Annotated in this window: 32 protein-coding genes, 1 pseudogene and 1 riboswitch; of the genes and pseudogenes, 12 read left to right on the top strand and 21 right to left on the bottom strand. The window is 74.1% G+C overall.

Going from position 1 to position 26235, the window contains the following annotated elements; all coding sequences use genetic code 11:
- Nucleotides 1-69 precede the first annotated feature (69 nt).
- From GKC29_RS19535 to GKC29_RS30590, 3 genes and pseudogenes are all read left to right on the top strand, one after another.
- Complete coding sequence (locus tag GKC29_RS19535; protein ID WP_370463365.1) at nucleotides 70-843, top strand: sulfite exporter TauE/SafE family protein; 774 nt, start codon at nucleotides 70-72, stop codon at nucleotides 841-843.
- A gap of 261 nt (nucleotides 844-1104) precedes the next feature.
- A pseudogene (locus tag GKC29_RS30595) lies at nucleotides 1105-1206 on the top strand (GNAT family N-acetyltransferase); the annotation flags it as partial.
- Between the two features lie 39 nt (nucleotides 1207-1245).
- Complete coding sequence (locus GKC29_RS30590) at nucleotides 1246-1680, top strand: GNAT family N-acetyltransferase (RefSeq protein WP_370463364.1); 435 nt, start codon at nucleotides 1246-1248, stop codon at nucleotides 1678-1680.
- Nucleotides 1681-1723: 43 nt separating this feature from the next.
- Here the strand turns inward: GKC29_RS30590 and def are convergent, their stop codons facing one another.
- A complete protein-coding gene (gene def / locus GKC29_RS19525; RefSeq protein WP_155332190.1) occupies nucleotides 1724-2224 on the bottom strand; it encodes a peptide deformylase in 501 nt (166 codons plus the stop codon).
- A 10-nt stretch (nucleotides 2225-2234) separates the two neighbouring features.
- Complete coding sequence (locus tag GKC29_RS19520; RefSeq protein ID WP_155332189.1) at nucleotides 2235-3044, bottom strand: TetR/AcrR family transcriptional regulator; 810 nt, start codon at nucleotides 3042-3044, stop codon at nucleotides 2235-2237.
- 74 nt (nucleotides 3045-3118) lie between these two features.
- Between GKC29_RS19520 and GKC29_RS19515 the strand changes: the two genes are divergently transcribed.
- From GKC29_RS19515 to GKC29_RS29630, 3 genes are read left to right on the top strand one after another with little or no spacing between them, the layout of a single operon-like run.
- A complete protein-coding gene (locus GKC29_RS19515) occupies nucleotides 3119-4084 on the top strand; it encodes an ATP-binding cassette domain-containing protein (RefSeq protein ID WP_155334243.1) in 966 nt (321 codons plus the stop codon).
- On the top strand, nucleotides 4081-4887 hold the full coding sequence (locus GKC29_RS19510) for an ABC transporter permease (RefSeq protein ID WP_155332188.1): 807 nt from the start codon (nucleotides 4081-4083) through the stop codon (nucleotides 4885-4887). The genes GKC29_RS19515 and GKC29_RS19510 overlap by 4 nt, the downstream gene beginning before the upstream one ends.
- Nucleotides 4884-5126, top strand: a complete 243-nt coding sequence (locus GKC29_RS29630; RefSeq protein ID WP_196255664.1) for a hypothetical protein — start codon at nucleotides 4884-4886, stop codon at nucleotides 5124-5126. Before GKC29_RS19510 ends, GKC29_RS29630 begins: the two co-directional genes overlap by 4 nt.
- Nucleotides 5127-5390: 264 nt before the next feature.
- Here GKC29_RS29630 and GKC29_RS19500 read toward each other — a convergent pair whose 3' ends face one another.
- Nucleotides 5391-6539: a chorismate-binding protein gene (locus GKC29_RS19500; RefSeq protein ID WP_370463267.1), complete on the bottom strand. Its 1149-nt coding sequence runs from the start codon at nucleotides 6537-6539 to the stop codon at nucleotides 5391-5393.
- Between the two features lie 168 nt (nucleotides 6540-6707).
- Here GKC29_RS19500 and GKC29_RS19495 point away from each other — a divergent pair, with 168 nt between their 5' ends.
- Complete coding sequence (locus GKC29_RS19495; protein WP_155332186.1) at nucleotides 6708-6908, top strand: DUF5999 family protein; 201 nt, start codon at nucleotides 6708-6710, stop codon at nucleotides 6906-6908.
- Nucleotides 6909-7033: 125 nt separating this feature from the next.
- Here the strand turns inward: GKC29_RS19495 and gcvP are convergent, their stop codons facing one another.
- Both gcvP and GKC29_RS19485 read right to left on the bottom strand, forming a co-directional pair.
- Entirely contained in the window at nucleotides 7034-9850 is a 2817-nt protein-coding gene (gene gcvP, locus GKC29_RS19490; protein ID WP_155332185.1) for an aminomethyl-transferring glycine dehydrogenase, read from the bottom strand.
- Nucleotides 9851-9923: 73 nt separating this feature from the next.
- Nucleotides 9924-10022, bottom strand: a riboswitch (glycine riboswitch).
- A gap of 69 nt (nucleotides 10023-10091) precedes the next feature.
- Nucleotides 10092-10943 carry an NAD-dependent protein deacetylase gene (locus GKC29_RS19485; protein WP_155334242.1) on the bottom strand — a complete coding sequence of 284 codons (852 nt, stop codon included), beginning with the start codon at nucleotides 10941-10943 and terminating at the stop codon, nucleotides 10092-10094.
- A gap of 202 nt (nucleotides 10944-11145) precedes the next feature.
- On the opposite strand from GKC29_RS19485, the gene GKC29_RS19480 reads away from it, so the two are divergent.
- Nucleotides 11146-11613 carry a DUF6194 family protein gene (locus GKC29_RS19480; RefSeq protein ID WP_155332184.1) on the top strand — a complete coding sequence of 156 codons (468 nt, stop codon included), beginning with the start codon at nucleotides 11146-11148 and terminating at the stop codon, nucleotides 11611-11613.
- A gap of 48 nt (nucleotides 11614-11661) precedes the next feature.
- Here the strand turns inward: GKC29_RS19480 and GKC29_RS30350 are convergent, their stop codons facing one another.
- From GKC29_RS30350 to GKC29_RS19405, 15 genes are all read right to left on the bottom strand, one after another.
- Nucleotides 11662-12345 (bottom strand): DivIVA domain-containing protein, encoded by a 684-nt coding sequence (locus tag GKC29_RS30350; RefSeq protein WP_305070143.1) that lies wholly within the window; start codon nucleotides 12343-12345, stop codon nucleotides 11662-11664.
- A 52-nt stretch (nucleotides 12346-12397) separates the two neighbouring features.
- Complete coding sequence (locus tag GKC29_RS19470) at nucleotides 12398-13582, bottom strand: globin domain-containing protein (protein WP_155332182.1); 1185 nt, start codon at nucleotides 13580-13582, stop codon at nucleotides 12398-12400.
- A gap of 2 nt (nucleotides 13583-13584) precedes the next feature.
- Nucleotides 13585-13983 carry a group 1 truncated hemoglobin gene (locus tag GKC29_RS19465; protein ID WP_155332181.1) on the bottom strand — a complete coding sequence of 133 codons (399 nt, stop codon included), beginning with the start codon at nucleotides 13981-13983 and terminating at the stop codon, nucleotides 13585-13587.
- Nucleotides 13984-14453: 470 nt separating this feature from the next.
- A complete protein-coding gene (locus GKC29_RS19460) occupies nucleotides 14454-15041 on the bottom strand; it encodes a MerR family transcriptional regulator (protein WP_155332180.1) in 588 nt (195 codons plus the stop codon).
- Between the two features lie 172 nt (nucleotides 15042-15213).
- Nucleotides 15214-15678 (bottom strand): bifunctional nuclease family protein, encoded by a 465-nt coding sequence (locus GKC29_RS19455; RefSeq protein WP_089014393.1) that lies wholly within the window; start codon nucleotides 15676-15678, stop codon nucleotides 15214-15216.
- A gap of 173 nt (nucleotides 15679-15851) precedes the next feature.
- A complete protein-coding gene (locus tag GKC29_RS19450; RefSeq protein ID WP_196255663.1) occupies nucleotides 15852-16547 on the bottom strand; it encodes a MerR family transcriptional regulator in 696 nt (231 codons plus the stop codon).
- Nucleotides 16548-16597: 50 nt separating this feature from the next.
- Nucleotides 16598-17047 (bottom strand): FHA domain-containing protein, encoded by a 450-nt coding sequence (locus tag GKC29_RS19445; protein ID WP_046570336.1) that lies wholly within the window; start codon nucleotides 17045-17047, stop codon nucleotides 16598-16600.
- 214 nt (nucleotides 17048-17261) lie between these two features.
- Complete coding sequence (gene gcvH, locus GKC29_RS19440) at nucleotides 17262-17642, bottom strand: glycine cleavage system protein GcvH (protein ID WP_155332178.1); 381 nt, start codon at nucleotides 17640-17642, stop codon at nucleotides 17262-17264.
- Nucleotides 17643-17707: 65 nt separating this feature from the next.
- Nucleotides 17708-18676 (bottom strand): DUF881 domain-containing protein, encoded by a 969-nt coding sequence (locus tag GKC29_RS19435; protein ID WP_155332177.1) that lies wholly within the window; start codon nucleotides 18674-18676, stop codon nucleotides 17708-17710.
- 10 nt (nucleotides 18677-18686) lie between these two features.
- On the bottom strand, nucleotides 18687-19019 hold the full coding sequence (locus GKC29_RS19430; RefSeq protein ID WP_155332176.1) for a small basic family protein: 333 nt from the start codon (nucleotides 19017-19019) through the stop codon (nucleotides 18687-18689).
- On the bottom strand, nucleotides 19016-19948 hold the full coding sequence (locus tag GKC29_RS19425; protein WP_155332175.1) for a DUF881 domain-containing protein: 933 nt from the start codon (nucleotides 19946-19948) through the stop codon (nucleotides 19016-19018). Before GKC29_RS19425 ends, GKC29_RS19430 begins: the two co-directional genes overlap by 4 nt.
- Nucleotides 19945-20556 carry a CDP-alcohol phosphatidyltransferase family protein gene (locus GKC29_RS19420; protein ID WP_155332174.1) on the bottom strand — a complete coding sequence of 204 codons (612 nt, stop codon included), beginning with the start codon at nucleotides 20554-20556 and terminating at the stop codon, nucleotides 19945-19947. Before GKC29_RS19420 ends, GKC29_RS19425 begins: the two co-directional genes overlap by 4 nt.
- A 289-nt stretch (nucleotides 20557-20845) precedes the next feature.
- Complete coding sequence (locus GKC29_RS19415; RefSeq protein ID WP_155332173.1) at nucleotides 20846-21313, bottom strand: MarR family transcriptional regulator; 468 nt, start codon at nucleotides 21311-21313, stop codon at nucleotides 20846-20848.
- 57 nt (nucleotides 21314-21370) lie between these two features.
- The gene (locus tag GKC29_RS19410) at nucleotides 21371-22534 is read right to left on the bottom strand and encodes a PP2C family protein-serine/threonine phosphatase (protein WP_155332172.1); all 1164 of its coding nucleotides are present in this window, start codon (nucleotides 22532-22534) and stop codon (nucleotides 21371-21373) included.
- Between the two features lie 106 nt (nucleotides 22535-22640).
- On the bottom strand, nucleotides 22641-23390 hold the full coding sequence (locus tag GKC29_RS19405) for an SAM-dependent methyltransferase (RefSeq protein ID WP_155332171.1): 750 nt from the start codon (nucleotides 23388-23390) through the stop codon (nucleotides 22641-22643).
- Nucleotides 23391-23500: 110 nt separating this feature from the next.
- Between GKC29_RS19405 and GKC29_RS19400 the strand changes: the two genes are divergently transcribed.
- From GKC29_RS19400 to GKC29_RS19390, 3 genes are all read left to right on the top strand, one after another.
- The gene (locus GKC29_RS19400) at nucleotides 23501-24382 is read left to right on the top strand and encodes a universal stress protein (RefSeq protein ID WP_155332170.1); all 882 of its coding nucleotides are present in this window, start codon (nucleotides 23501-23503) and stop codon (nucleotides 24380-24382) included.
- A gap of 108 nt (nucleotides 24383-24490) precedes the next feature.
- A complete protein-coding gene (locus GKC29_RS19395) occupies nucleotides 24491-24703 on the top strand; it encodes a phosphatidylethanolamine-binding protein (RefSeq protein WP_155332169.1) in 213 nt (70 codons plus the stop codon).
- Nucleotides 24700-25167: a hypothetical protein gene (locus GKC29_RS19390; RefSeq protein ID WP_155332168.1), complete on the top strand. Its 468-nt coding sequence runs from the start codon at nucleotides 24700-24702 to the stop codon at nucleotides 25165-25167. The genes GKC29_RS19395 and GKC29_RS19390 overlap by 4 nt, the downstream gene beginning before the upstream one ends.
- A 67-nt stretch (nucleotides 25168-25234) precedes the next feature.
- On the opposite strand, the gene GKC29_RS19385 is transcribed toward GKC29_RS19390, so the two are convergent.
- A complete protein-coding gene (locus GKC29_RS19385; protein ID WP_155332167.1) occupies nucleotides 25235-25429 on the bottom strand; it encodes a hypothetical protein in 195 nt (64 codons plus the stop codon).
- Between the two features lie 138 nt (nucleotides 25430-25567).
- Between GKC29_RS19385 and GKC29_RS19380 the strand changes: the two genes are divergently transcribed.
- Nucleotides 25568-26218, top strand: coding sequence for a hypothetical protein (locus GKC29_RS19380; RefSeq protein WP_155332166.1), 651 nt, complete (start codon nucleotides 25568-25570; stop codon nucleotides 26216-26218).
- The last annotated feature ends 17 nt before the right edge of the window (nucleotides 26219-26235 follow it).

Below are 26235 nucleotides of genomic sequence, written 5' to 3'. Positions count from 1 at the left end.
GGGCGGTGAGGCTGGCCACAGCGGTTCCGCGTCGTGGGGCGGGGGTGGGCAGAATGGCCGCCCGTGGACCTGGACCCCTTTTCGCTGACCGCCCTGCTCGCCGTCGCCGCGATGGCGGGGTGGGTGGACGCGGTGGTCGGTGGTGGGGGTCTGTTGCTGTTGCCGGCGTTGCTGGTGGGGGCGCCGGGGATGCCGGTGGCCACGGCGTTGGGTACGAACAAGCTGGCGGCTGTCGCGGGGACGGCGACGGCGGCGGTGACGTACGCCCGGCGCACGAAGCTGGACTGGGCGGTGGCGGGCCCGGCGGCGGGCCTGGCGGTGTTGTGCGCGGGTGTGGGGGCGGCGTTGGCCGGGGCGGTGCCGGCGTCGGCGTACCGGCCGGTGGTGCTGGCGGTGCTGGTGGCGGTGGCCGTGTTCGTGGTGGCGCGGCCGCGGTTGGGGGTGGTGGCGCAGCCGCACCGGCGTACCCGGGCCCGGATGGTGGTGGCGGTGGCGGTTGCCGGGGTGGGCATCGCGCTGTACGACGGTCTGGTGGGGCCGGGGACGGGCACGTTCCTGGTGTTGGCGTTCACGGCGCTGGTGGGCGCGGACTTCGTGCACGGGTCGGCGATGGCGAAGATCGTCAATGCGGGCACGAATCTGGGTGCGCTGGTGGTGTTCGCCGCGACCGGGCACGTGTGGTGGCTGCTCGGGGCGGCGATGGCGGTGTGCAACATCGTCGGGGCGGTGCTGGGGGCGCGGATGGCGCTGCGCCGCGGGTCCGGGTTCGTGCGTGGGGTGCTGCTGGTGGTGGTGCTGGCGCTGGTGGGCAGGCTCGGGTACGACCAGTGGTTGGCGGGCTGAGCGGCGGGGCGGGTGGTCGCTGACCCGCGCCGGGTGGCCGGGCACCGGGCGTGTGATCATCGGCGGGTGGCGGTGCGGGCGGAACACGACCGGGCGGTGCTGGCGGACCTGCTGGGTGCGGATCCGGTGTTGCACGCGTACCAGTTGGGTGATCTGGACGACTTCTTCTGGCCGTACACGTCGTGGTTCCGCCGTGGGGAGGCGGTGGCGCTGCTGTACCACGGGGCGGTGCCGGCGACGTTGCTGGCGTTCGCCCCGCCGGCGGGGTTGGCGGGGCTGGCGGCGCTGCTCGGTGACCTGGCGCCGGTGTTGCCGGCGCGCTTGTACGCGCATCTGTCCCCCGGTCTGGAGGCGGCGTTGGCGGGCGCGTTCACGGTGGGGGCGAGCGGCGGCCACCTGAAGATGGCGTTGACCGACCCGGTGCGTCTGGCGGCGGTGCCGCCGGCCGGGGTGGTGCTGGGCGCGGCGGATCTGCCGGCGCTGCGGGCGCTGTACGCGGAGGCGTATCCGGGCAACTGGTTCGATCCCCGGATGGTGGACACCGGCCAGTACGTGGGGGTGCGCGACGGCGGTGGCCTTGTCGCGGTGGCCGGGGTGCACGTGTGGTCGCCGCGCTACCGGGTGGCTGCGGTCGGGAACGTGACCACCCATCCGCGGGCGCGGGGTCGGGGCCTGGGGGCGGCGGTGGTGGCGGCGTTGTGCCGGCGGCTGCGGTCCTCGGTGGAGCATGTGACGTTGAACGTGCGGGCGGACAACGGGCCGGCGGTGCGGTTGTACGAGCGGCTCGGTTTCACCCGCGTCGCCGACTACGGGGAGTTCACGCTGACCGGGCGTTGACGCCCCGCCGGGTGGGTCGTGGCCCGGCGCCGGGGGTCGTGTGCTACCGGCGCGCGTCGAAGCGGCCGGCGCGGATCTCCCGCAGGGCCCGGCGGCGGGTGTCGCCGCGCAGCGTGTCCACGTAGAGGCGGCCGGCGAGGTGGTCGGTCTCGTGTTGCAGGGCGCGGGCGAGGAACCCGGAGCCGGTGATGGTCAGCGGTTCGCCGTGCTGGTCGACGCCGTGCGCGGTGGCGTGCATGGCGCGCGGGGTCGGGAAGTACAGGCCGGGGATGGACAGGCAGCCCTCGTCGTCGTCCTGGAGTTCCTCGGACAGTTCCAGCGTCGGGTTGATCAGGTGGCCGCGGTGCCCGTCGGCGTCGTAGACGAACACCTGGGCGCTGACGCCGATCTGCGGGGCGGCGACGCCGGCCCGGCCGGGCGCGCCGAGCAGGGTGTCCATCAGGTCGGTGACCAGGGCGCGCAGTTCGGCGTCGAAGGTGGTGACCGGCTCGGCGGGGGTTCGCAGCACCGGGTCGCCGATGATCCGGATCGGGCGCATCGTCATGCGGGCAAGGTTATCGGTCGGCCCCGGCGGCGCTCGCCGGCCCGCCGCTGTCGGTGGGTCGGTGGCGGACGAGGACCTCGATGCCGTCGAGGATGCGGGCCAGGCCGAAGTCGAACGCCCGCTGCGGGTCGCCGGCGGCCTGGTACTCCTGCCCCGCGGCGGTGCCGACGCGGGCGGCGAGCGGGAACCGGCGCGGGTCGAGGGCCTTCTCCAGGTACGGGGCGTGCGCCGCCCACCACTGCTGCTCGGTCATGCCGGTGCTGGCGGCGGCCTGGGCGGCCTCCACGGCGCTGCGGACCGCGCCGTGGACGAACCCGTCGACGAGGGTGACGACGGCGTCCATCTCCAGGTCGGTCAGGCCGATTCCGTCGACCGCGCGCAGCTCCTGCTCGTAGCGGGCGATCAGGTGTGGGCCCAGCGGGGGGCGGGTGGTGGCGACCTGCAACAGCCACGGGTGCCGCAGGTAGCGGGCCCAGTTGTCCCGGGCGACCCGCTCCAGGCGGGCCCGCCAGCCGGCGCCCGGGTCGTCGGTCGCGGCGTCGACGGTCTCCCCGTGGACGGTGTCGAGCATGACGTCGAGGAGTTCACCCTTGCCCGGCACGTACGTGTAGAGGCTCATCGTGCCGACGCCGAGGCGTTCGGCGACGCGCCGCATGGACAGGGCGGCGAGCCCTTCGGTGTCGGCGACGTCGATGGCCGCCCGGACGATGCGGTCGACGGACAGGTCGGGCCGGCCCCTGCGGCTCACCCGCTCCCGGGTCCGCCACAGCAGGGCGAGGCTGCGGGCGGGATCGCCGGTGCCGCTGTACTCGGTCGTCACGCCGATCACCCTACCGTCCGCCGTACCGTATGATGTACCGTACGGCGTACGGAAACCGAGGATCGGGGGTGCGGATGCCAACGGCGATCGACGCGCAGGGGCTGCGCAAGCGGTACGGCGACACGCGGGCGCTGGACGGGCTGGACCTGACCGTCCCCGCCGGCGGGGTGTGCGGGCTGCTCGGCCCGAACGGGGCGGGCAAGACCACGACGGTGCGGATCCTCACCACCCTGCTGTGCCCGGACGCGGGCCGCGCCACCGTCGCCGGCGCCGACGTGCTGCGCCACCCCGACTGGGTCCGCGCGCGCATCGGCCTGGTCGGTCAGCACGCCGCCGTCGACGAGGTGCTCAGCGGCCGGCAGAACCTGGTGCTCTTCGCGCGCCTGCACCACCTGCCGATCTCCCGGGCGCGGGCACGGGCGGCGGAACTGCTCGACCGGTTCGACCTCGCCGACGCCGCCGACCGGCCGGTCGGCACGTACTCCGGCGGCATGCGCCGTCGGCTCGACCTGGCCGCCGGGCTGATCCTCGACCCGCCGGTGCTCGTCCTCGACGAGCCCACCACCGGCCTGGACCCGCGGGCGCGGGCGCAGGTGTGGGACGCCGTGCGCGGGCTCGCCGCGGCCGGCACCACCGTGCTGCTGACCACGCAGTACCTGGAGGAGGCCGACCAGTTGGCCGACACCCTGCGGGTCGTCGACCGGGGCCGGGTGATCGCCGCCGGCACCCCGGACGAGTTGAAGACCGCGCTCGGCGGTGACCGCGTCGACGTGGTGCTGTCCCGCCCCGACGATCTGGACCGGGCGGTACGCCTCGTCGCCGTCGCCGTCGGCGCGGCACCCGACGTCGACCCGGCGGCGCTGCGGCTCAGCGTGCCCGTCACGCGGCGGGTCACGGCTCTCGCCGCCGTGCTGCGGGCGCTCGACGACGCGGGGCTCGCCGCGGCGGACGTCGCGGTGCGCCGCCCCACCCTCGACGAGGTGTACCTGCGGCTCACCGCCCGGGACGCCCCCGACACCGACCGGACGGTGACCGTGTGACGACCCTGCCCGCACAGCGGCTGCGCTTCGCCGTCTCCGACAGCCTGGTGCTCACCGGCCGCGCGCTCGCACACGCGGTCCGCCAACCGGTGCCGGTGCTGGTCGGGCTGCTCTTCCCGGTGCTGCTGGTGCTGATGTTCGGCTACCTGTTCGGCGGCGCGATGACGGTGCCCGGCGGCGGTGACTACCGGGAGTTCCTGCTGCCCGGCATGTTCGCCATGACGATGGTCTTCGGCATCGAGGCCACCTACACGGCGGTGGCCACCGACGCCGCCCGAGGCGTCACCGACCGGTTCCGGACGCTGCCGATGGCGCCGTCGGCGGTGGTCACCGGCCGGGCCGCCGCCGACCTGCTCCACTCGGCGGCCGGCCTGGCCGTGATGCTCGCCTGCGGGTTGGCCGTCGGCTGGCAGTGGCGGGCCGGGCCGGCGCGGGCGCTGGCCGCGGTGGGACTGCTCCTGCTGCTGCGCTTCGCGCTGATCTGGGTCGGCATCCACCTGGCGTTGGTGCTGCGCCGCCCCGAGTCGGTGGTCGCGTTGCAGATCCTGGTGTGGCCGGTCGGGTTCACCTCCAACGCGTTCGTGGCACCCGACACGATGCCGGGCTGGCTCGCGGCGCTCGCCGGGTGGAACCCGCTGTCGGCCACCGTCGCGGCCTGCCGGGAGTTGTTCGGCAACCCGGGCTGGGGCGGCGACACGTTCGCCGCGCAGCACGCCGTCGCCCTCGCCGTCGCCTGGCCGCTGCTGCTGATCGCGGTGTTCCTGCCGCTGTCCGTGCGCCGCTACCACCGGTCGGGCCGGTGACGCGACGGCATGCCGCCCGCCGACCGCGACGGCGACTTCGCCGACGCGTACGCGCGGCTGCTGGCCGACCCCGACCCGGCGGTACGGGAGCAGGCGGCCCGGGACTGGCTCAGGCGTGGCCGGACGCGCGCCTGGAACTGCTGGAGGCTGCCGGCCACGGCACCGGCCCGGGCATGGCCGACGGGGTCCGCGCCGCCCTGGACGAGTTCGCCCTGGACGAGTTGGCCCGGCCGCGCTGAACGGCGCTCCCCGCCGCGACGCCGGGTGCCGTCACGGCCGCTGTGGAGCTGAGCCGTCGACGACATCACAGCCGAGGCGGCCCGAACCGTTCACGACATCAGTTCCACAGCGGGCCGGGCCACGGGTCCGTCCGGGAACGGCGCCGACGGACCTGCGCCGGTGAGACGGCGTGGAACTGGCGACGGCGCCACCGGCCGGCGAGGGCGCCGCCGGCCGGCGAGGGCGCCGCCGGCCGGCGAGGGCGCCGCCGGCCGGCGAGGGCGTCACCGGCCGGCGAGGGTGGCGCGGACCGGTCCGGTCTTGGCGGCGGCCTCGGCGACCTCGGCGTCCGGGTCGCTGCCCCACGTGATGCCGCCGCCGGCCCACACGTGCAGCCGCTCGGCGTCGGCGGCGGCGGTGCGGATGGTCAGGCCCAGGTCGACCCGGCCCGCGGCGACCCAACCCAGCGCGCCCATGCTGGCGCCCCGACCGACCGGTTCCAGGGCGGCGAGGTGCTCCAGGGCGGCGAGCTTCGGCGCGCCGGTGACCGACCCGCCGGGGCAGACGGCCCGGAGCAGATCGGCCAGGCCCAGGTCGTCGGCGACGGCCGCCGACACGGTGGACTCGGCCTGCCACAGGTCGCACCAGCGGCGTACGGCGAACAGCTCGTCCACCCGGACGCTGCCGGTGCGGGCGACGCGGGCCAGGTCGTTGCGTTCCAGGTCGACGATCATGACGTGTTCGGCGCGTTCCTTCGCGCTGGCCAGCAGCTCGGCGCGGCCGGCGGCGGTGGCCGGGCGGGTGCCCTTGATGGGTCGGGTGAGCACCCGTCCGCCGGTGACCTCCACCAGGGTCTCCGGGGAGGCGCAGCCGATCGCCCAGCCGGCGCCGGCCAGGGTGCCGCCGTAGCGGGCGCCGGGCAGCGCGCCCAGGCGGGCGAGGGCCGGCAGCGGGTCGCCGGTGTAGGGGGCGGCGGCGTGCCCGACGAGGTTGACCTGGTAGACGTCGCCGCGGCCGATGGCGTCGCGGACGGCGCGGACGGCGTCGGCGTGCTGCCGCGGCGTCCAGCTCTCCGCCCACGTTCCGAGCCACCAGCCGGCGGCCGGCCGGCGCGCGGGGGCGGCGGCCGCGGCGTGCCGGTAGACGACGACCGCGACCTCGGGCAGCGCCGGGGCCGGGTTCGGGGCGCCCACGGCGCCGCCGGCGATGGCCGCGCCGGCGGCGGCGGAGACGTACAGGGCGGCCCCGCACACCCCGCCGGGGCGGTGGGCGGGGGCCGGGCGGGCGAGGTCGTCCAGGTGGAGGCCGTGGGCGGCGAGGAAGGCCTGCGCGGTCGCGGCCGGGTCGCCGCCGTCGGCGGGCCGCCATTCCCAGCGGGCCGACTCGACGAGGGTACGGCGACAGCCGGCCGGCGCCCCCGGCACATCGACCACTACCCGTGGGAGCGTTTCCACGCCGTCTGGCCCAATCTGCCTCGTCCGTTCAGCGGATTTCGTGTCTCGCACGCGCGTACCTGCTCGATGCCGGCCACTTTCGCTTGGTACTGTGCGTCACTGGTCATGTGAACCATGACACAGTGCCCCCACAGTCCGGAGAACCCGATGTGCCAGCACCAACCCACCTGCCCCTCCGCTGAAGCGACCGACCGGGACGCCGCCAAGGCCATCGCCTGTTTCCCTGAGCAGGGCTGGAGCCTGCTCTGCAACGGGGTCATCGTCTTCGAGGACACCGGCGAGCTGCTTCCCGACGGCCGCACCATCGCCCCGCACCGCGGCCCCGCCCGCCACGCCCTCGTCGCCTGACCGACCACTCAGCGTAACGTTCCTGTTCACGCCGGCTTCAGGCTAGTCCCCCGGTCCGGGACCAGTGGCGGCGGAGTCGACGTGAGCGGCCGGGGCGGCCCACGACCGCCCCGGCGGCACCCTCGTCAGCTCTCGAACGCCTCCGGCGCCGGGCACGAGCAGACCAGGTTCCGGTCGCCGTACGCGCCGTCGATACGACGCACCGGCGGCCAGTACTTCCCCGCCCGCTCGGCGGCCGGGTAGGCGCCCACCGACCGCGGGTACGGGTGCGGCCACTCGTCGGCCGACACCATCGCCGCCGTGTGCGGCGCGTTCGCCAGGGGGTTGTCCCCGGCCGGCCACTCCCCCGACCCCACCTTGTCGATCTCCGCCCGGATCGCGATCATCGCGTCGCAGAACCGGTCCAGCTCGGCCAGGTCCTCGCTCTCGGTCGGCTCCACCATCAGCGTCCCCGCCACCGGGAACGACATCGTCGGCGCGTGGAACCCGTAGTCGATCAGCCGCTTCGCCACGTCGTCGACGCTCACCCCGGTCGCCTTCGTCAGCGGCCGCAGGTCCAGGATGCACTCGTGGGCGACGAGGCCCTTGTTGCCCGCGTACAGCACCGGGAAGTGCCCGCGCAGCCGCGCCGCCACGTAGTTCGCCGCGAGCACCGCCACCCCGGTGGCCCGGGTCAGCCCGGACGCGCCCATCATCCGCAGGTACGCCCACGGGATCGGCAGGATGCCCGCCGACCCGTACCGGGCCGCGGAGATCGCCGGCCGGCCCTCGGCGGCGGTGAGCGGGTCGCCGGGCAGGAACGGCGCCAGGTGCGCCCGCACCGCCACCGGACCCACCCCGGGGCCGCCGCCGCCGTGCGGGATGCAGAACGTCTTGTGCAGGTTCAGGTGTGACACGTCCGCGCCGAACGTGCCCGGCTTGGCGAACCCGACCAGGGCGTTGAGGTTCGCCCCGTCCACGTACACCTGGCCGCCGGCGTCGTGGACCTTCGCGCACAGCGACGCGATCCCCGTCTCGTACACGCCGTGCGTCGACGGGTACGTCACCATGATCGCGGCGAGCGCGTCCCGATGCTTGTCGATCTTCGCGTCGAGGTCGACCAGGTCGACGTTGCCGTCGGCGTCGCAGCCGACCACGACCACCCGCATGCCCGCCATCACCGCCGACGCGGCGTTGGTGCCGTGCGCCGATGACGGGATCAGGCACACCTCCCGGTGCCCCTCGCCGCGGGAGCGGTGGTACGCGCGGATCGCCAGCAGCCCGGCCAGCTCACCCTGCGAGCCGGCGTTGGGTTGCACGCTGACCGCGTCGTAGCCGGTCACCTCGGCCAGCCAGCCCTCCAGCTGGGCGATCATCTCCCGGTAGCCGGCGGTCTGCGACGGCGGCGCGAACGGGTGGATGTGCGCGAACTCCGCCCAGCTCACCGGCTCCATCTCGGTGGTGGCGTTGAGCTTCATCGTGCACGACCCCAGCGGGATCATGCCCCGGTCCAGGGCGTAGTCGAAGTCGGCCAGGCGCCGCAGGTAGCGCAGCATCGCCGTCTCCGAGTGGTGGGTGCGGAACACCGGGTGGGTGAGGAAGTCACTCGTGCGGGACAGGCCCGCCGGCAGCGCCGCGTCCAGGTCGCCGGTGAACGCCGGCACCCCGAACGCCGTCCACACCTGCTCCAGGTGGCCGGTCGTGGTGGTCTCGTCGCAGGAGATCCCGACCCGGTCGGCGTCGACCAGCCGCAGGTTCACGCCGCGCCGCGCAGCGGCCGCGACGACGTCGGCGGCCCGGCCGGGCACGGTCGCGGTGACGGTGTCGAAGAACGCGACGTCCGCGACGCCGACGCCGCCGGCGCGCAGCCCGGCCGCGAGCCGCGCCGCCATCTCGTGGGTACGCGCCGCGATCGCCCGCAGCCCGTCCGGGCCGTGGTACACGGCGTACATGCCGGCCATCACCGCGAGCAGCACCTGCGCGGTGCAGATGTTGCTGGTCGCCTTCTCCCGCCGGATGTGCTGCTCACGGGTCTGCAACGCCAGCCGGTAGGCCGGGTTGCCGTCGACGTCCCGGGACACGCCGACCAGCCGGCCGGGCAGCACCCGCTCGAGGCCCGCGCGCACCGCCAGGTAACCGGCGTGCGGCCCACCGAACCCCATCGGTACGCCGAACCGCTGGGTGGTGCCGGCGGCGATGTCGGCGCCGATCTCGCCCGGCGGGCGCAGCAGGGTCAGCGCGAGCAGGTCCGCGGCCACGGTCACCAGCGCGCCGGCGGCGTGGGCGGCGTCGACCAGGCGGGAATGGTCCCGTACCGCCCCGGACGCGCCCGGGTACTGCAGGTGCAGGCCGAAGAACTCCGCCGGCAGCTCCTCGGTGTCCAGGTCGACCACGCGCACGTCGATGCCGAGCGGCTCCGCCCGGCCGGTGATCACCGCGACGGTCTGCGGCAGGGCGTCCGCGTCGACCACGTACACCGGGCTGGTGCTCTTCGAGGCGCGGCGGGCGAGGGTCATCGCCTCGGCCGCGGCGGTGCCCTCGTCGAGCATGGAGGCGTTCGCGGTGGCCAGCCCGGTCAGGTCGGTGACCATCGTCTGGAAGTTCAGCAGCGCCTCGAGGCGGCCCTGGCTGATCTCCGGCTGGTACGGCGTGTACGCCGTGTACCAGGCCGGGTTCTCCAGCACGTTGCGGCGGATCACCGCCGGGGTGCGGGTGCCGTGGTAGCCGAGCCCGATCATGGACACGGCGACGGTGTTGCGGGCGGCCAGGGCGCGCAGCTCGGCGAGCGCGTCGTGCTCGCTGGCCGGCGCCGGCAGGTCGAGGGTGCCGTGCCAGCGGATCACCTCGGGGATCGCCGCGTCCATCAGCTCGTCGACGGAGCTGTAGCCGACGACCTCCAGCATCCGGCGCTCGTCGTCCGGGTCGGGGCCGATGTGGCGGGCGGCGAACTGCTCTGCGGTCATGGGCTGCGCTCCCGGGGGGCGAGGTCGACAGGTCGCCCTCCCCCTCTGTCGCGCCCACGGGCGCTCCACAGTGCCTGCCCACGCGGTCCTTTTGCCTGAGAGGTTCCGGGGAGGATTTGCCCCTTCGGCGCCGCCCCGGGTGGTTGCGGGCGGTCTCTCCCACGTGGGTGCTACCGGCATGGTCAACGCTACCAGCGGGCAGGAATCCCGCGCCCGCGTCCCCCGGCCGCCGCGCCCCCGGCTAGGACGCGACGGGCGTCACACCCGCCGGCGCGGGCGCGGCGGCGCGGTCGGCGAGCGCCGGCAGCAGCCGGCCCAGCGGCGCGTCCACCGTCAGCGCCGCGTACGCGTCGCCGCGGGTCGGGCCCTGGTTGACGATCGCGACCGGGATGCCCAGCTTCGCCGCCCGCAGCACGAACCGCCGCCCCGACATCACCGTCAACGACGATCCCAGCACCAGCAGCAGCCGCGCGGACTCCACCAGCGCGAAGCAGCGGGCCACCCGCGGCGCGGGCACCGTCTCGCCGAAGAACACCACGTCGGGTTTCAGCATGCCGGTGCGGCACACCGTGCAGTCGACGGTCCGGAACCGGGTCACCGCCGCGTCGGCGAGGTCCACGTCACCGTCGGGGTTGACCGCCGCCACCCGCGCGTCGAAGCCCGGGTTGGCCTCGGTCAGCCGCCGATCCACCTCCTCCCGAGAGGTGCCGTTGCCGCAGTCCAGGCAGACCACCTCGTCGAGGCGGCCGTGCAGCTCCACCACACCGGCGCTGCCCGCCGCGGTGTGCAGGCCGTCGACGTTCTGGGTGATGATCCCGTCGACCAGGCCGGCGTGCTGCAGGCGGGCCACCGCCCGGTGGCCGTCGTTCGGGGCGGCCCGGGCGATCGTCCGCCATCCCAGGTGGCTGCGCGCCCAGTAGCGCCGCCGCGCCGCCGGGTCGCCGGTGAACGCCTGGTACGTCATCGGGGTGTGCCGGCGGGCCGCGCCGCTGGGCCCCCGGTAGTCGGGGATGCCCGACTCGGTGGACAGGCCCGCCCCGCTGAGCACCACCACCCCACCGCCGCCGACCAGGCGCGCCAGGGGGTCGACCATCTCCTGCGTCACGCACCAATGCTGCCTCACCAGCCGCTCCGCCGCCCACGCGCGGCCCGGCCGGTCAGGACGCCCGGCTGCGGGCAACCCCGGCGCCGGCCCGCGCCGCCCGGTTCGCGCCCGAGTTGAGGGTTCAGCCCTCCGCCACCCGCAAACCACCGGCAAAAGCCTCAAAAAGGAGTTCAATGAGAAACTTGAAGGTGTGAACGCCGACGAGATGACCCGCCACATCCTGGACACCTGCGACGGTGTCACCGCCCTCGAAGCCACCGGTGACCGGTTCTTCGTCTACGACCCGCGCGGCGACCTTCCCCCCGAGCGGCAGCTTCCGTTCGCGACGATCGTCACCGGCGACCACTACGACACCGTGTCCGACCTGAGCCGGCCGGGCGCCTACCGGCTCAACATCGGGCTCACCCGCGCCGGCTACTCGGCGCTGTTCGGCGCCGCCCCGTCCCGCCGCGACGAGCGGGGCGTCCTGGACACCGGTGCCGACCACGCGGCGACGGACACCCTGATGCCGCACCCGATCTACGCCTCCCAGCACTGGGTGAGCGTGGTCGACCCCGGCGAGGCGACCCTGCCGGCGGTGCGGACGTTGCTGGCCGAGGCGTACGCCTTCGCCGCCCGCAAGTACGCCAACCGGCGAACCCGACGCTCACCGGCCTGACGCCGGCCCCGGCGTGGGGGCCGGCCGGACGCCGGACCCCACGCCGGATCACCGCTGACCGTGGCGGGGCAACGCACCCTGCCCGGCACCCGCGGCGACCGCCGGGGCGTCCTGCGCCAGCCGCTGCATCGTCCGCGCCAGGTGCTCGCTGCCGTCGTCGAGGTGCCGCGCCGCCGCCTGCATGTGCGAGATCATCATCTCGCCGTAGATGCGCAGCGCCTCCCGGGCCGCCACCGAGTCGTCGAAGCTCGCACCCGCCGACGCGCGGTACTCCTGCACCGCCCGCTCCGCCTCCTGCCGGGCCTCCTCCGCCGCCGCCCGCACGTAGCTCTCGTACTGCGTCCGGGCGTACTCGGCGACCCGCCGGGCGTAGTCGTGCGCCTGGGCGATGATCTGCTCGGCCTCCCGCTGCGCCGCCGACAGCAGGTTCACCTCCTTGGCCGCCGGCACCGCCGCCGCCCCCGCGCTCGGCAGCACCCCGTGCCGGTGCAGCTCCAGGTGGTCGTTGAGCCGCTCGTTCTCCGCCCGCAGGTGCGCGATCTGCGACGCCAGCAGATCCAACTCGTCGGCCACCTGCACCCGGAACCGGTCCACGTCGGCGTTGTCGTAGCCCCGGCGGGTGAACGAGGCGGAGCCGAACTCCCACCGCCGCACCCGGTCCGAGGTCATCCGCACCTGCACACCACCGGCGACGTGCACACCGTCGTACCGACTGATCTGGCTCGTGCTCACCGTACCCGCCCTTCGTTCGTCACTGCGGGGCTCGCGACCGCACTCCTCGGGCTCACGGGACCTGCCTCCCATCGCCGGCCGCCGGGGCCGCCGCCTGCTGCACCGCCGTCCGCCACGACGGGCCGTACCAGTGCGCGCCCAACCCCTCGTGGTGCAGCTGCCCGGCGTGGTAGCCGGCGCGGCCCAGGGCCGTCACCGCGTGCGACACCATGTCGTCGGAGCCGCACACGAACACGTGCCGGGACCGCCAGTCGCCGTCCGCGAGAGCCCGGTCCACCGGGTACGTGAACGCCTCCGGCCGGCGCACGTCCATGCCGACCACGTAGGTCACCGACAGCCACGGATGCGACGACGCCAGCTTGTCGATGGCGTCGCTGTCGTAGAACTCCGTCCGCGACCGCGCCCCCACGTACAGGTCGACCCGCCGCCGGGAACCCTCCGCCGCGACCTGCTCCACCAACGCCTTCACCGGCGCCCAGCCGGTGCCGCCGGCCAGCAGCAGCAGGTCCGCCGACCCCGCCGAGGCCAGCGTCAACCGGTCACCGACCGGCGACGACAGGTGGATCTGGTCGCCGGTCGTGCACCCGTACACCAGACGGGACGACACCGCGCCACCTGGCGCGGCCCGCACGTGCAGCTCCACGGTGCCGTCGCTGCGGGGGGCGTTCGCCGGCGAGTAGTACCGCCACGACCGCACCGACGGGTGCGACACCCCGATCGACTGCCCGGGATCGAACGGCAGCAGGTACTGCGGACGCAACGTCAGCACCGCCACGTCGAACGCCCGCCGCTCGTGGGCGACGATCTCCGCCACCCACCACGGCGGGTTCACCGCCTCCGCGGCCTGCGCGCCGTCCATCATCACCTTCGACACCAGCCCGTACGCGCCGGCCCAGTCCTGAGCCAGCTCGTCGGTCCACTGGTCGGCCAGGAAGTGCCGCAACGTGGCCAGCAACGCCTCACCCACCGCCGGGTAGTGCTCGGCGCGGACGGCGAACTTGCGGTGGTCCGCGCCGAGGTCGGTGAGGAACCCGACCAGCCGGTCCACCTGGTCCACGTTCGACACGACGTGCCCCAGCGCGGTCACCAGCCGGTCCCGCTGCCCCGCCATGTTCGTCGGGAACATCTGGCGGGTCTCCGGATGCGCCAGGAACAGTGTGGAATAGAAGTAGAGCGGCACCTGGTCGCCGTGCGCGGCGACCAGGGACCAGCTCTGCTTGAGCCGGGCGACGTCCACGCTCAGACGCTCGCCCGGGTCCCGCCGGCCACCACCTGGTTCTTCACCTGGGCCAGCACCGCCTGCACGTCGGCGATGATGTCGCCCGGCACACCCAGCTCGGTCAGCGTGTCGGTGAGGTGGCCACCCACCAGCGCGTAGTGCGCGGACGGGATGTTCAACGGCTGGTGCGCCTCGGCCAGGCCCCGCCCGGCGTACTCGTTCGGGCCGCCCAGCACCACCGTCAGCATCAGCACCATGTGCCGCCGCTGAGCCGGCATGTCCACATCGGTGAAGTAGCCGGCCAGCTCCGGGTCGGCGAGAACCTTGTCGTAGAACAGATCCACGGCCGCCTTGACCGAACCGGCACCGCCGATCCGCTCGTAGTGGGAGGTGGGGGCGGTCTCTTCGGTAACCGTCACGGTCGATTCCTTCCGTGGTGAGGGGCGCGCGCTGGGGTCGGCGCGTAAGGGGTCACGCCCGCCCGCTCCGGCGCGTCGTCCACAAACGGCGCCCGGCGCCAAGGTGGGCCGTGACGGACCATAGCGCGTCGCACGCGCGCGGTCACGGCCGCCCTATCGGATTCCCGACAACAGGCGGCCACACAGCGTGATATAACGCCCCACGAACAGTCGACAATGGGCGATCACCCGCACGCGGACCGTCACCGCCCCGCGCCGCGCTCCACCCTGGACATGACAATCCCGTCGACCGCAACTCGCGGCGTCACCGGCGGTTCTCTCCACCGGCCAGCACCCACCGACCGCCCCACCCACACCACCACCACGCCGACCCGCACACCCGCCGACGACAACCCGCAGTAGTCACCAGACACCAAAACGCCCGGGCGCGTCACACCCGCCCGGGCCCACCACCACAACCGCGGAAACCGTCAACCCGCCCGACGCCGCGCCCGGCGTGCCGCCAACTCGTCACCCACCACGTCCGCCGCCGCCGGCGCCGCCGGCTCCACACCCACCGGCTCCCCGCCGGCCGGCTCGGACGGCAGATGCGACAACGACCCCAGGATCTCCTTGAACGCGCCACCGATCGCGATGCCGAACACCCCCTGACCGCCCTGCAACAGGTCGACCACCTCCTCCGGCGACCGGCACTCGTACACCGTCGTCCCGTCCGAGATCAACGTGATGCCCGCCAGATCCTCCACACCCCGCGACCGCAACGCCTCGATCGCCTTCCGGATGTTCTGCAAGGACACCCCGGCGTCCAGCAACCGCTTCACGACCTTCAGCACCACCAGGTCCCGGAACGAGTACAACCGCTGCGTCCCCGAACCCGACGCGTCCCGCACACTCGGCACCACCAGACCCGTCCGAGCCCAGTAGTCCAACTGCCGGTAACTGATGCCCACCGCGTGGCACGCCGTCACACCCCGGTAGCCCACCGCGCCGTCACCGTCCGTCGCCGACAGCGGCGCACCCTGCTCCGTACCCGAATCGGGATCCCGCGGCTCCTGCATCCGGACAACCTCCCCGCCCGTGCGGTGACACGTCGATTCCGGGACGCGCACCCCTCGATACGGCAACCCTAACGCCGCACCGGACGGTTACCACGCAACAACAGCCCCGACACGCCGCAGCCACCACACCACCACACCTGTCGTCACACACCGTGACGACAGGTGGTCGCGGTCAGCCGGCGAAATCCTCCGGACGCACCTGCTCCAGGAACTCGCGGAACTTCTCCACCTCGTCCTCCTGCTCGTCCGGAATCACGATCCCGGCCTCACTGAGGACCTCCTCGGCACAACGAATGGGAGCACCCACCCGCAACGCCAACGCGATGGAATCACTCGGCCGCGCCGACACCCGCACCCCGTCACCGATCAACAGGTCGGCGTAGAACACGTTCTCCTTCAACTCCGTGATCTCCACCGCCCGCAACGGCGCCTTCAACGCCGCCAACACATCCCGCAGAAGATCATGCGTCAACGGGCGCGCCGGCTTGACCCCCTGCTGCTCGTAAGCGATCGCCGTCGCCTCGACCGCGCCGATCCAGATCGGCAGATAGCGGTCCCCCTCGACCTCCCTGAGCAGGACGATCGGCTGGTTGCTCGGCAGCTCCACCCGAACCCCGACCACGCTCAGCTCGCGCACCGCCGCCTCCGTGTCGTTGTCACCTACGCCGCACCGTGCCCTTTCCTGCACGGTACACGGACCGCGACACGGCCGTCCCACGCGCTGCAAGCGCCACGCCCGCGCCAGAAAGGGGTTACCCCGGCAAGCCTACGGCACGCTTCCCCGCACAGATCTTTCCGCACGGACCCCGCTCACCGGCCCAACGTCGACCGCAACCCCACCCGCACCAACGCCGCATGCAACTGCTGCGACAACGCCACCAACTCCCGCGCCGTCTCCGCCGCCCGCGCCCGCGCCGCCGGATCACTCTGCCGCGCCAACGGCGCCACCAACTGCGCGAACAGACCCACCTCACGGTCCGCCGCCGACCGGTACCCCCGAAGGTGCCGCGGCTCCAACCCGTACGCCGCCAGACCCGCCACCGCCCGCGCGATGATCAACGCGTCCCCGTCGTACCAACCCGGCGGATCCGACACCACCACACCGAGCCGCTCCAACTCCACCAACGTCGACTCGTCGAGCCCGCTGCGCGCCACCAACTCGGCCCGGCCCAGCCGCACCCCCGGCGACTCGACCTCCGGCTCCCGCCCCGGCACCTCACCACCGGGACCCACCGCCACCAACTGCGGCCGCGACCGACCCGGCGACTCACCCGTCGCGTCCCACTCCGCCAACTGGTCACGGATCACCCGCAACGGCAGGAACTGGTCCCGCTGCGCGGTCAACACGAACCGCAGCCGGGCCACATCGTCCCAGCTGTACTTCCGGTACCCCGCCGCCGTCCGCTGCGGCTCCACCAGGCCCTCAGCCTCGAGGAACCGCAGCTTCGACAACGTCGTGTCCGGAAAATCCACCCGCAACTGGGCCAGCACCTCGCCGATACTCATCAACGGCTGCGTACGGGCCGACCCCGGCGCGGCGGACGCCGCAGGCTCGTTCACCCCCGGCCGGCCTCCTCCGGCCGCGGACCGGCGATGAACACCACCCGGAACTTACCGATCTGCACCTCGTCACCGTTGCTCAACGTGGCCGCCTCGACCCGCTCACGATTCACGTACGTGCCGTTCAAGCTCCCCACGTCGCGCACCGTGAACGTCCCACCATCCCGGTGGAACTCGGCATGCCGCCGCGACACCGTCACGTCGTCAAGGAAGATGTCACTGTCCGGATGCCGCCCACTCGTCGTCACATCGTGGTCCAACAGGAACCGGGCACCCGCGTTCGGACCCCGCCGGACCACCAGCAGCGCCATCCCCGGCGGCAACGAACCCGACATGCGGCTCGGCACCACATCGGTGTCCGGCCCCTCCAGGACCTCGTCGAGCGAACCGAGATTGAGCGTCGAAGTGACGTCGAGTGGGGGGAACTCGTCGTCTGGGCGCGTCATGGGACCACCTCACGGATCAGTTGCGTCGGCGTACGGGAATGGCGGGTCTGGCCGCCGGGCAGTCTCTCACCCGGCGGCTGGCTCCCCGTGCCAGGGAAGGCAATTCCGCAACGCTCAACTATCGGATTCTCGGTCGACTGGGCGAGCCTAGCCAGCGCCGAAATGCAGGGCAACCGGACGCGCGGACCAACCGCCGCACCGGCAACGGACACACTCAGCTCTCGGTGAGCTCGCGGTACCCGCTCGCCGACAGCAGCCCGTCCACCGCCGCCGGATCGTCCGGGGTGATCTCCACCAGCCAACCCGCACCGTACGGATCAGTGTTGACCACCTCGGGAGTGTCGCCGAGCGCCTCGTTGCGCGCCGACACCGTCCCACTCAGCGGGGCGTAGATCTCCGACACGCTCTTCGTCGACTCGATCTCACCCAACGACTCGCCAGCCGTCACCACCGCCCCCACCTCGGGCAGCTGGACGTACACGATGTCACCCAGCGCGTCCTGCGCGAAGTGCGTGATGCCGACCCGGACAGCGCCGTCGCCACCACCCGCCACCCACTCGTGCTCGGCGGTATACCGCAGATCCTCAGGAATCACCAGACGCGTCCTTCATCCCATCGGTGCACCGGCCCCCGCGGGGAAACCGGCGCCGGCCGCGCCGGTCAGGAGACCGGACGGGCGTGTTCCAGCTTGATCGGCGCGTGCAGCGCCGAAACCTCGGCGACCTCACGATCCTCGACGATCACCGTACCGCCGTCACCCGCGACCGTCGCCACCACCCCGCCCGGAATGTTCAACGCCGTACGCATCGTCGCCGGATCCCCGATCACCGTGATCGTGTACGGGCCCGTCAACCGCCGCCCGTCCACCACCAACGACCCGTTCTCCCCGTCCAGGAAGAACGTCGACGCGATGATCCGCACCGTCGCCCGGTCCCCACCGGAGATCTGCATCGCCTCCGCGCCCGCGCCACGCAACTCCTGCACCGCGTCCAGCACCCGCGATGCCGAGATCGGCTTCCCGCCACCGGCCTGGAACCGCACCGACAAACCCGGCCCCGTCGCCGGCAGCGTCCCCGCCAGGATCCCCAGCTCGTCCGCCCGCCGGCCCGCCTCCGCCAACGCCGCCTGCCGACCCTGCTCACCCGAACGCAACTGCCGCTGGCTCTCCTCCAACGTCGCGATGTCCTGCCGCAGCCGAACCTCCCGAGCGTTCAGGTCGTACAGGATCCGCACCAGGTCCTCCTGGCGCGCCGCCGACGTCGTCGGATCCGCCGACGTCGTCCGCAACTGCTCCACCAGCGTGAACCCCAGCAACGCCAGCAGCACCGCGATCATCAGCGTCGCCGAACTCACCCGCCGCCCCGCACCGGCCGCCCGGTCACCCCCGGCCGGCTCCGCCGCACCCGCCGCCGACAGATCCACCGTCAGCTCGTCACCGCCCGACGCCGCCGGCTCCTCCCCCGGCGCCACCTCCCGCTCCGGGGCGGCCTCCGGCACCAACGGGCTCAACTCGTCCGGATCCGGCGCCTCCGGCCGCGGATCCGGCTCCCCCGCCGGACCCGACGGACGCCGCGGACCCGCCGGCTGCGGCCAACCGGTACCCGTCTCGGTGTGCTCGTCGCTGCTCATCACCAACAACCTACGCCCGGAACAGGTGCCGGCGGATCGCCGCCACGTTCCCGAAGATCCGCACCCCCAGCACGACCACCACACCCGTCGACAGCTGGCTGCCCACGCCCAACTGGTCCCCCAGGTACACGATCAGACCCGCCACCAGCACGTTCGAGATGAACGACACCACGAACTGCTTGTCGTCGAAGATCCGGTCCAGCTTGGCCCGCACCCCGCCGAACACCGCGTCCAACGCCGCCACCACGGCGATCGGCAGGTACGGCTGCAGCGCCGCCGGCACCGTCGGGTCGAGCCACAACCCGAGCCCGACACCCGCGAGCAACGCCAACACCGCGATCATCGACTACCTCCGGAGGGGCTGGGAGACGTCCCCGAACCGGACGCCCCCGGACTGACCGACCGACCCGACGGCGTCGGACTCGGGCTGGGCGGCGGCTGCGCGTAGCGTAGCCGCGGCTCCGGAGCGGCCGGCAACGTGAGGTCCTCGGCGTCACGGATCCCGAACGACAAGCCCGTGTCCTCGGCCACCTTCCGCATCGTCGACGCGCTCCGGCCCCGCTCGTACCGCTCCCGCATCTCCTCCGGCCCGATCGCCGACACCTCGTACGGCCCCGTCACCGGCCGGAAGTCCACCAGGATCGCCTGCCCCGCCTGCCGGATCGTCGACGTCGCCGTCAACCGCTGACCGTTGATCGCGATCGCCTCCGCGCCCGCCGCCCACAGGTCGTTCGCGACCCCCTGCAGGTCGGTGTAGATCACCTTCGACGGCCCCACGTCCGCGTCGGGCACCGCGTCCTCGTCCGGCGGCGCGTCGGCCAGCCGCACCACGACGCCGTCACCACGCACCCGGCCCATCCCCGTGCCCGCCTCGAGGTTGCGCAGCCGCGCCGCCTCCGAACCGCCCAGCGCCGCGGCCCGCAACCGGGCCACCTCCGCCCGTAGCTCGTCGGCCCGCTCGGACAGGCCGTCGGTCTCCGTCTCCCGCTGCTTGATCTGCTGCACCAGACCCTCCCGGGCCTGGGTGCGCCCCGGCGCCTCCGCCACCGTCTGCCGGTACGCCACCGCGAACAGGAAACCCAGCACCAGCAGGACGACCACAGCCACCGACCGCGCCGACCAGTCCCGCCACCCCGCCGGCGACGCCTCCCGCCGGCGCTCCGCCGCGTCCGCGTACCCCGGATCGAGCGGGTTGCGGAACAGTTCGGTCAGGAAGTCCGGCGCGTACACCCGCGCCGTGCGCTGCGGGCTCTCCGTCGGCGTGCCGGTCATCGCCTCGCCTCCCGCACCAGCCGGCTTGCCTGCACCACGTACATCCCGCCGGCCACCCAGTAGAGCACCAGGCCCCACCATGCCAGCCCCCAGCCGATCGCGCCGGCCGCCGTCGCCGCGGCCGGTACCGCCGCCGCGAGCAGCAGGATCGGGAACGCGGCCAGCAGCAGGAACGTGGCCGTCTTGCCGACGTAGTGCACCGGCGGCGGCCCGTACCCGTGACGCCGCAGCACGGCGAGCGACCCCACCAGAAGCAGCTCCCGGGCCAGCAGCGCCACGGTGAACTGCCACGGCACCACCTCGCGGGCGGTGAACGCCAGCAGCGTGGCCAGGATGTAGAGCCGGTCGGCGAGCGGGTCCAGCAGCTCGCCCAGCCGGCTCACCTGGCCGAGCCGGCGGGCGATCCAGCCGTCCACCCAGTCCGTGGTGCCGCCGACGGCCAGCACCACGATCGCCGCCACGTCGGCGCGCGGCACCAGCAGCAGGTACAGGAACAGTGGGACACCGAGCAGCCGGACGAAGCTGATCAGGTTGGGCAGGGTGAGGATTTGGTCGCCCGCACCGGCGGAGGCTCGCGGATGCCCTGCCCGAGCCGGCCGACGCGACACCGAACCTCCTCCGCGACGCGCTCCGGCGCCCGGCCGGGACCGGACGGTGCGGAGGCTCGTACGCGCTCTCGGGCCGGCTGCGACCGGCTCCCCCTGCGGCCCCGGGCCCGGGGCCGACTTCCGACGCGGCCCGTGATCACGTGGGATCACGGGCCGGGTGAGTTGCGCTGCCACTATATCTGCCCTGTCGCGCCCGTTCGGGTCTCCGGTGCCGGCCCTGTCGCGCGCTCGTGGGTGTGGTGGGCGCCACATCGCGTAGAGCGTCCTAGGACGGTAGTCGAGGATGGGATCACGCCGAGCGGACGGCTACCTCCGGTGCCGGCTCGGCGGCCGACGCCGCCGCCCGGCTGAACGCCAGCAACGCGACGAGCAACTCCTGCTGCACCCGGCCCGGCATCCGGTCGAGCACCGCCTGTACGGCTCGGTGCCGGCGGTCCCGCACCTCGCACAGCAGCGCCTCCGCCGCGGGCGTCGGCACCAGCCGCACCTCCCGCCGGTCGCGCGGGTCCCCCACCCGCCGCAGCAGGCCGGTGGCCTCCAGCCGGTCGCACAGCCGGCTCGCCGACGACGGCACGACGTCCAGCAGCTCCGCCAGCCCGTTGACGTTGGTGTCCGGTCGACTGCTGAGCAGCGACAGCACCCGCAGCTGCGTCGGCGAGACGGTCAGCTGCTGCCGGGAGACCGCCGAGTCCAGCACACCCACGAGGGCTTCCGCCGCCCCGTCGATGGCCGCCGCCAGATCCGGAGAACGCTCCACCCGCTGTCTCCTGCGATTGTCCCGCTCGGGTCGGCGCCACCGGCGCGGCGCCCGCCCTCATTCCACGTCCCGACTGCCGAACCCGCGCCAGTCCAGGCAGACCACCACCGCGTCGTCCCGCAGGGCCGCCTCGTCGTGCCACCCGCGCAACTCGCGCATCACCGTACCAACCGCCTCCGGTGGCGGTTGCAACCGCGCCGCGCGCATCGCCCGGCCCATCTCACGGTCCCCGTACCGGCCCCGCCCGGCCGGATCGGCCGCCCACACGCCGTCGCTGACCACGAACAGCCGGTCCCCCGGTTCCAGGTCGACCTCCTGCACGTCGTAGCGGGTCTCGCCGAACATGCCCAGCGGCAGCTGCTGCTCCAGGTCGATCCGGGAGAGCGTGCCGCCGCGCAGGCGCAGCAGGTGCGGCGAGCCGGCGTCGACGGCCCGCAGCCGGCCGGAGCCGGTGTCCAGCTCCAACAGCAGCGTGGCGACGTGCCGCAGGCCCCGATGCTGGTGGAAGACGGTGTCCGAGGCCAGCTCCGCCTGCTCCACCAGACCCTCGCCGGAGCGGCGCGCGTTGCGCAGGGCGTTCACCGTCACGGCCGTGAGCACCGCCGCCGCGAGTCCGACGCCGGAACCGTCCAGCACCGTCACGGTCAGCCGCTCACCGTCCACCGACCAGTCGAAGTGGTCACCGGCCACCGTGTACGCCGGCTCCAACTGGCCGGCGAGCTGGAACGCGTCGTGGGTCACGCTGCGGCCGGGCAGCAGCTCCCACTGCAACTCGGCGGCCATGCTGAGGCGCTCGCGCCGGCGGACCCGGTGGTAGCGGTCGGTGCCGCGGTCCGCAGCCCGCAGCGCCGTCGCCAGCTCACCGGCGATCTCCGACGCCTGGTCGACCACCCCCGGCCCGACCGGGCCCGGCAGCTCGACCAGCAGCACCCCGACCCGCTCCCCCCACGCCGTCAGCGGCAGGTACCACCGGCACCGGCCGGCCGCGTCCTGCTCGCTGATCGCCTGCTGGCTGCTGAAGCACCGCCGCACCAGACCCCGCCGGTCGGGTGGGCCGCCGTCGCCCACCGGCCACAGGCCGCCCAGCCGGTAGTCCGCGATGAACACGGCCGTCCGCGTCGCGCCGAGCCCGGAGCGGATCGCCCGGTCGGCGGCCTCCACCAGCCCGTCCGGCCGGGCGGCACGGAGCGCGCGCGACACCAGGCCCAGCGGGTCCGACATGGTTCCCTCCGAACAACACTTGCAGCAGGGCAAGCATCATACGGAGACGGCGACCCGCCGCGGTGCCCGGTATCGGCGTGGCCGGCCGACACCGTCACCACCTGCGTCAGTCCTCGCCGCGCACGGCCACCCCGCCGTGGAAGGCGTCCGGCACCGCCGCCGGTGTTCCGTCGGGCCGCCAGTGCGTGATCGGCACGATCCCGTCGGTGGTGGGCGTCCACCGGCCGAGCAACGGGCGGAACGCCGCCGGCGCCCGCATCCGGAAAGCCGGCCCCATCATCGCCAGGGCCCGGGGGTACCCGGCCAGCTCCTCGGTGTCGAAGTCCACCGCGAGCAGGCTGCCCGGTGGCGTCGCCTCGTACAGCTCGTCGAGGGTGCGGGCCAGCGTCTCGTCGTCGAGGAACGCGGCCAGGCCCAGGAAGACCACGCCGACCGGTCTGCGTCCCCACCCCGGCACGAACCGGTGCAGCTGCGCCGGGTCGACGGTGCCGATGTCCGTCGCGTCGCCGAAGCCGTAGCCGGCCCGGTCGCTGTCGGCCAGGATCCGCTGGCCGAGCCGGATGGTGACCGGGTCGACGTCGGTGTAGAGCACCGTCGCGTCCGGGGCGGCCTCGTGTACGTTGCCCCTCGTGGGCACACCCGCCCCGAAGACCAGGAACCCGTCCACCCCCTCGGCGGCCATCGACCGCACCGCCCGGCCGAGGAAGGCGCGCAGCTCCCGGAACACCGGCGCGCACGGCCCGTACGCCGACTCGAAGGCCCGGGCGGCGGCGACGTCGACCGGGAAGTGGTGCTCCCCGCCGAGCCAGTGGTCGATCATCCGTGCGGTGCTCGGCTGGTCGGGTTCCTCAACCATCGACGACGCTCCCTCCCCGGTGGTCGTCGCCAGCGTACCCACCGTCCGGTCTGGGCGGTATCGCCGCGCGACCGTACGGTGACGGCGATACTGGCCCCGGAGGTGAGCGGGTGAACTCGGCCAACAGCGCGGCGGTGGTGGTCGGCGTGGACGGCTCGGAGCCGTCCCTACGCGCCGTCCGTCTGGCGGCCGTCGAGGCGGCCCGCCGCGACCGCCCCCTACGCGTCGTCCACGGATTCATCTGGCCGCTGCTGAACGTGCCGGTGGACGCGCCCGCCGGCGGCCCGCCCGGCGCGGGAATCCGCCACCAGGCCGAGCAGCTGGTCGCGGCGGCCGTCGCCGAGGCCAGGGCGGCCGTGCCGGACCTGCGCGTGTCCGGCGAGATCATCGACGGGGAAGCCGCCGCGGTCCTGGTCGGCGAGTCGCCGACCGCGGTGATGATCGTGCTGGGCGACCGGGGACTCGGCGGGTTCACGGCCCTGGTGGTCGGCTCCGTCGCGGTGCAGGTCGCCACGTACGCCGACTGTCCGATCCTGGTCGCCCGCGGCAGCGACCGCTCCGACGGACCGGTCGTCGTCGGCGTGGACGGCTCCGAGGTGTCCCGCCTGGCCGTCGAGTTCGCGGCGGAGGAGGCCGCGCTGCGCGGCGCCGAGCTGGTCGCGCTGCACGCCTACCGGCACCCGGTCTCCACCGGCCCCGGCGACATGCAGCCCCTGGTGTACGACGAGAGCGACCTGCGCGACGAGGAGAAGCGGGTGCTCGCCGAGTCCGTCGCGGGGCTCGGCGACCGGTGGCCGGACCTGACCGTCCGCCGGGCCACCGCCCACGGCCGCCCGGCGCGGATGCTCACCGAGGCGTCCCGGCAGGCGCAACTGCTCGTCGTCGGCGGGCGGGGCCGCAGCGAGTTGAGCGGCCTGCTGCTGGGCTCGGTGAGCCACTCCGCGCTGCACCACGCCGACTGCCCGGTCGCCGTCGTCCGCGCGCCACACTGACCGGTCCGGCGCCGCGACGTCGGCACCCGCCCGGGCACGGTTGACCGGCGCACCGACGGGTAGACCAGCCCGGTACGCCAACGGCGAGGACGACCGGAGGAGGCAGCGATGCCAGGACCACGGCCGGGCAGCAACGCGTACGACAAGCAGCGCGCACGCATGCGGAACGCGATCGACGATTCCGGACGGCGGGTGTCGGACCAGAAGGCGGACGACGTCGCCAACCGGATCCTCCAGCAGGACCGGGGCCAGCGAGGCGTGGTCCGCGGCGAGCGGATCTACGGGCCGAAGAGCGAGCGGGAAGCCGGCGACCCGACGTGAGGGCGGCGGACCTGGCCGACGGGGCGATCGCCGGCGCGGTCGGCAGCACGGCCCTGAACGCGGTCACCTACCTGGACATGACGCTGCGGGCCCGGCCGGCCAGCAGCAGCCCCGAGGAGAGCGCCCGCCGCGTCGCCCAGGTGGCGCACGTCGACCTCGGGCCCGAGGCCCGGGCGGCCAACCGCCGCTCGGGCCTCGGCGCCCTGCTCGGCTACGGCCTGGGCGTCACCGCCGGAATCGGGTTCGCTCTGCTGGCCCGGGGCCGGCGCATGCCGCTGCCACTGGCCAGCGGGGTGCTCGGCGGCGGGGTGATGACCATGTCGGACGGGTCGTTGGCCGCGCTCGGCGTCACCGATCCGCGCACCTGGAGCCGGACCGACTGGCTGTCCGACCTCATCCCGCACCTGGCGTTCGGTCTGGCGGCGGCGGCCACCTGGAACCGGCTCCGGTCGCCGCGCCGCTGACCGGCCCGGAATCGCCCGCGCCGCCCGTCCCCAGCTGGGAGCGGGCGGCGCGGGTGTGTGCCGGCGGTCAGCTCTCGTCCTCGGCCACCGGTTCCGCTGCGGGGCCGTACGGGGAGATCTGCCCCTTGGGCACCGGACGTCCCTCGTCACCCCGCGAGGAGCCCCGGTTGAGCGGGTGGCCCTTCGGCCCGGGCCCCTTGTTGTCCTGGACGTTCGAGCCCCGGGCGTTGCGCCGGAACTCCTGCTGCTGCGGGTTCGTCACGGGATGTCTCCTTCCGCGTGGGCGGCGGCGCACGGCGTACGCCGCCTCCCCGACCGGGTACCCACCGCCACCGGCGCCATTCCGGTCCCGCCGTCCCCCGGCAGGGCTAACGCCGCACCGGCCGGGTACCCCCGCGCGATGGGCGATGACCGCAGGACGGCACGGGTGCTGCTGGAGCGGGGCGGGCGCACGTACGCCGAGGAGGCCGGTGTCCGACTGGCCGACCGGCCGGGGCCGCTCTACCAGTTGCTGGTGCTGGCCACCCTGCTCAGCACCCGGATCCGGGCGTGCGTGGCGGTGGCCGCCGCCCGGGAGCTGTTCGCCGCCGGCTACCGCACCCCGCAGGCGATGCGGGCGGCGAGCTGGCAGGACCGGGTCGACGCCCTCGGTCGGGGCCACTACCGCCGGTACGACGAGCGGACCGCCACGATGCTCGGCGACGGCGCACGGCTCTGCCTGGACCGCTGGCACGGCGACCTGCGCCGGATGCACCGCGAGGGGCAGGGGCAGCCGGCCCGGTTGCGCCGCCTGCTGACCGAGTTCCCCGGCATCGGGCCCACCGGGGCGGACATCTTCCTGCGCGAGGCCCAGGCGGTGTGGCCGGACCTGCGCCCGTACGCCGACCGGCGCGCCCTGAGCGGGGCGCGGCGGCTGGGCCTGCCCCACGACCCGGAGCGGCTCGCCGGGCTGGTCGACGACGGGGACTTCGGCCGCCTCGCGTCGGCCCTGGTACGGGTGGCCCTCGGCGAGGAGCCCGCCGGCGAGGTCGCGCGGGCGGCGGGCCGGTGAGCTGCTGCATGGACGCG

The organism is Micromonospora sp. WMMC415, from assembly GCF_009707425.1.
Taxonomy (GTDB): domain Bacteria; phylum Actinomycetota; class Actinomycetes; order Mycobacteriales; family Micromonosporaceae; genus Micromonospora.
This window is presented reverse-complemented; position numbering and strand designations above follow the sequence as displayed.

What these genes read in the sequence shown, in the direction of transcription:
- GKC29_RS30590 (WP_370463364.1), top strand. Translation starts at nt 1,246, where the DNA reads ATGGCGTTGACCGACCCGGTGCGTCTGGCGGCGGTGCCGCCGGCCGGG.
- def (WP_155332190.1), bottom strand. Translation starts at nt 2,224, where the DNA reads ATGACGATGCGCCCGATCCGGATCATCGGCGACCCGGTGCTGCGAACC.
- GKC29_RS19515 (WP_155334243.1), top strand. Translation starts at nt 3,119, where the DNA reads ATGCCAACGGCGATCGACGCGCAGGGGCTGCGCAAGCGGTACGGCGAC.
- GKC29_RS19495 (WP_155332186.1), top strand. Translation starts at nt 6,708, where the DNA reads ATGTGCCAGCACCAACCCACCTGCCCCTCCGCTGAAGCGACCGACCGG.
- gcvP (WP_155332185.1), bottom strand. Translation starts at nt 9,850, where the DNA reads ATGACCGCAGAGCAGTTCGCCGCCCGCCACATCGGCCCCGACCCGGAC.
- GKC29_RS19485 (WP_155334242.1), bottom strand. Translation starts at nt 10,943, where the DNA reads ATGGTCGACCCCCTGGCGCGCCTGGTCGGCGGCGGTGGGGTGGTGGTG.
- GKC29_RS19460 (WP_155332180.1), bottom strand. Translation starts at nt 15,041, where the DNA reads ATGCAGGAGCCGCGGGATCCCGATTCGGGTACGGAGCAGGGTGCGCCG.
- GKC29_RS19450 (WP_196255663.1), bottom strand. Translation starts at nt 16,547, where the DNA reads ATGAGTATCGGCGAGGTGCTGGCCCAGTTGCGGGTGGATTTTCCGGAC.
- GKC29_RS19445 (WP_046570336.1), bottom strand. Translation starts at nt 17,047, where the DNA reads ATGACGCGCCCAGACGACGAGTTCCCCCCACTCGACGTCACTTCGACG.
- GKC29_RS19435 (WP_155332177.1), bottom strand. Translation starts at nt 18,676, where the DNA reads ATGAGCAGCGACGAGCACACCGAGACGGGTACCGGTTGGCCGCAGCCG.
- GKC29_RS19430 (WP_155332176.1), bottom strand. Translation starts at nt 19,019, where the DNA reads ATGATCGCGGTGTTGGCGTTGCTCGCGGGTGTCGGGCTCGGGTTGTGG.
- GKC29_RS19425 (WP_155332175.1), bottom strand. Translation starts at nt 19,948, where the DNA reads ATGACCGGCACGCCGACGGAGAGCCCGCAGCGCACGGCGCGGGTGTAC.
- GKC29_RS19410 (WP_155332172.1), bottom strand. Translation starts at nt 22,534, where the DNA reads ATGTCGGACCCGCTGGGCCTGGTGTCGCGCGCGCTCCGTGCCGCCCGG.
- GKC29_RS19405 (WP_155332171.1), bottom strand. Translation starts at nt 23,390, where the DNA reads ATGGTTGAGGAACCCGACCAGCCGAGCACCGCACGGATGATCGACCAC.
- GKC29_RS19395 (WP_155332169.1), top strand. Translation starts at nt 24,491, where the DNA reads ATGCCAGGACCACGGCCGGGCAGCAACGCGTACGACAAGCAGCGCGCA.
- GKC29_RS19380 (WP_155332166.1), top strand. Translation starts at nt 25,568, where the DNA reads ATGGGCGATGACCGCAGGACGGCACGGGTGCTGCTGGAGCGGGGCGGG.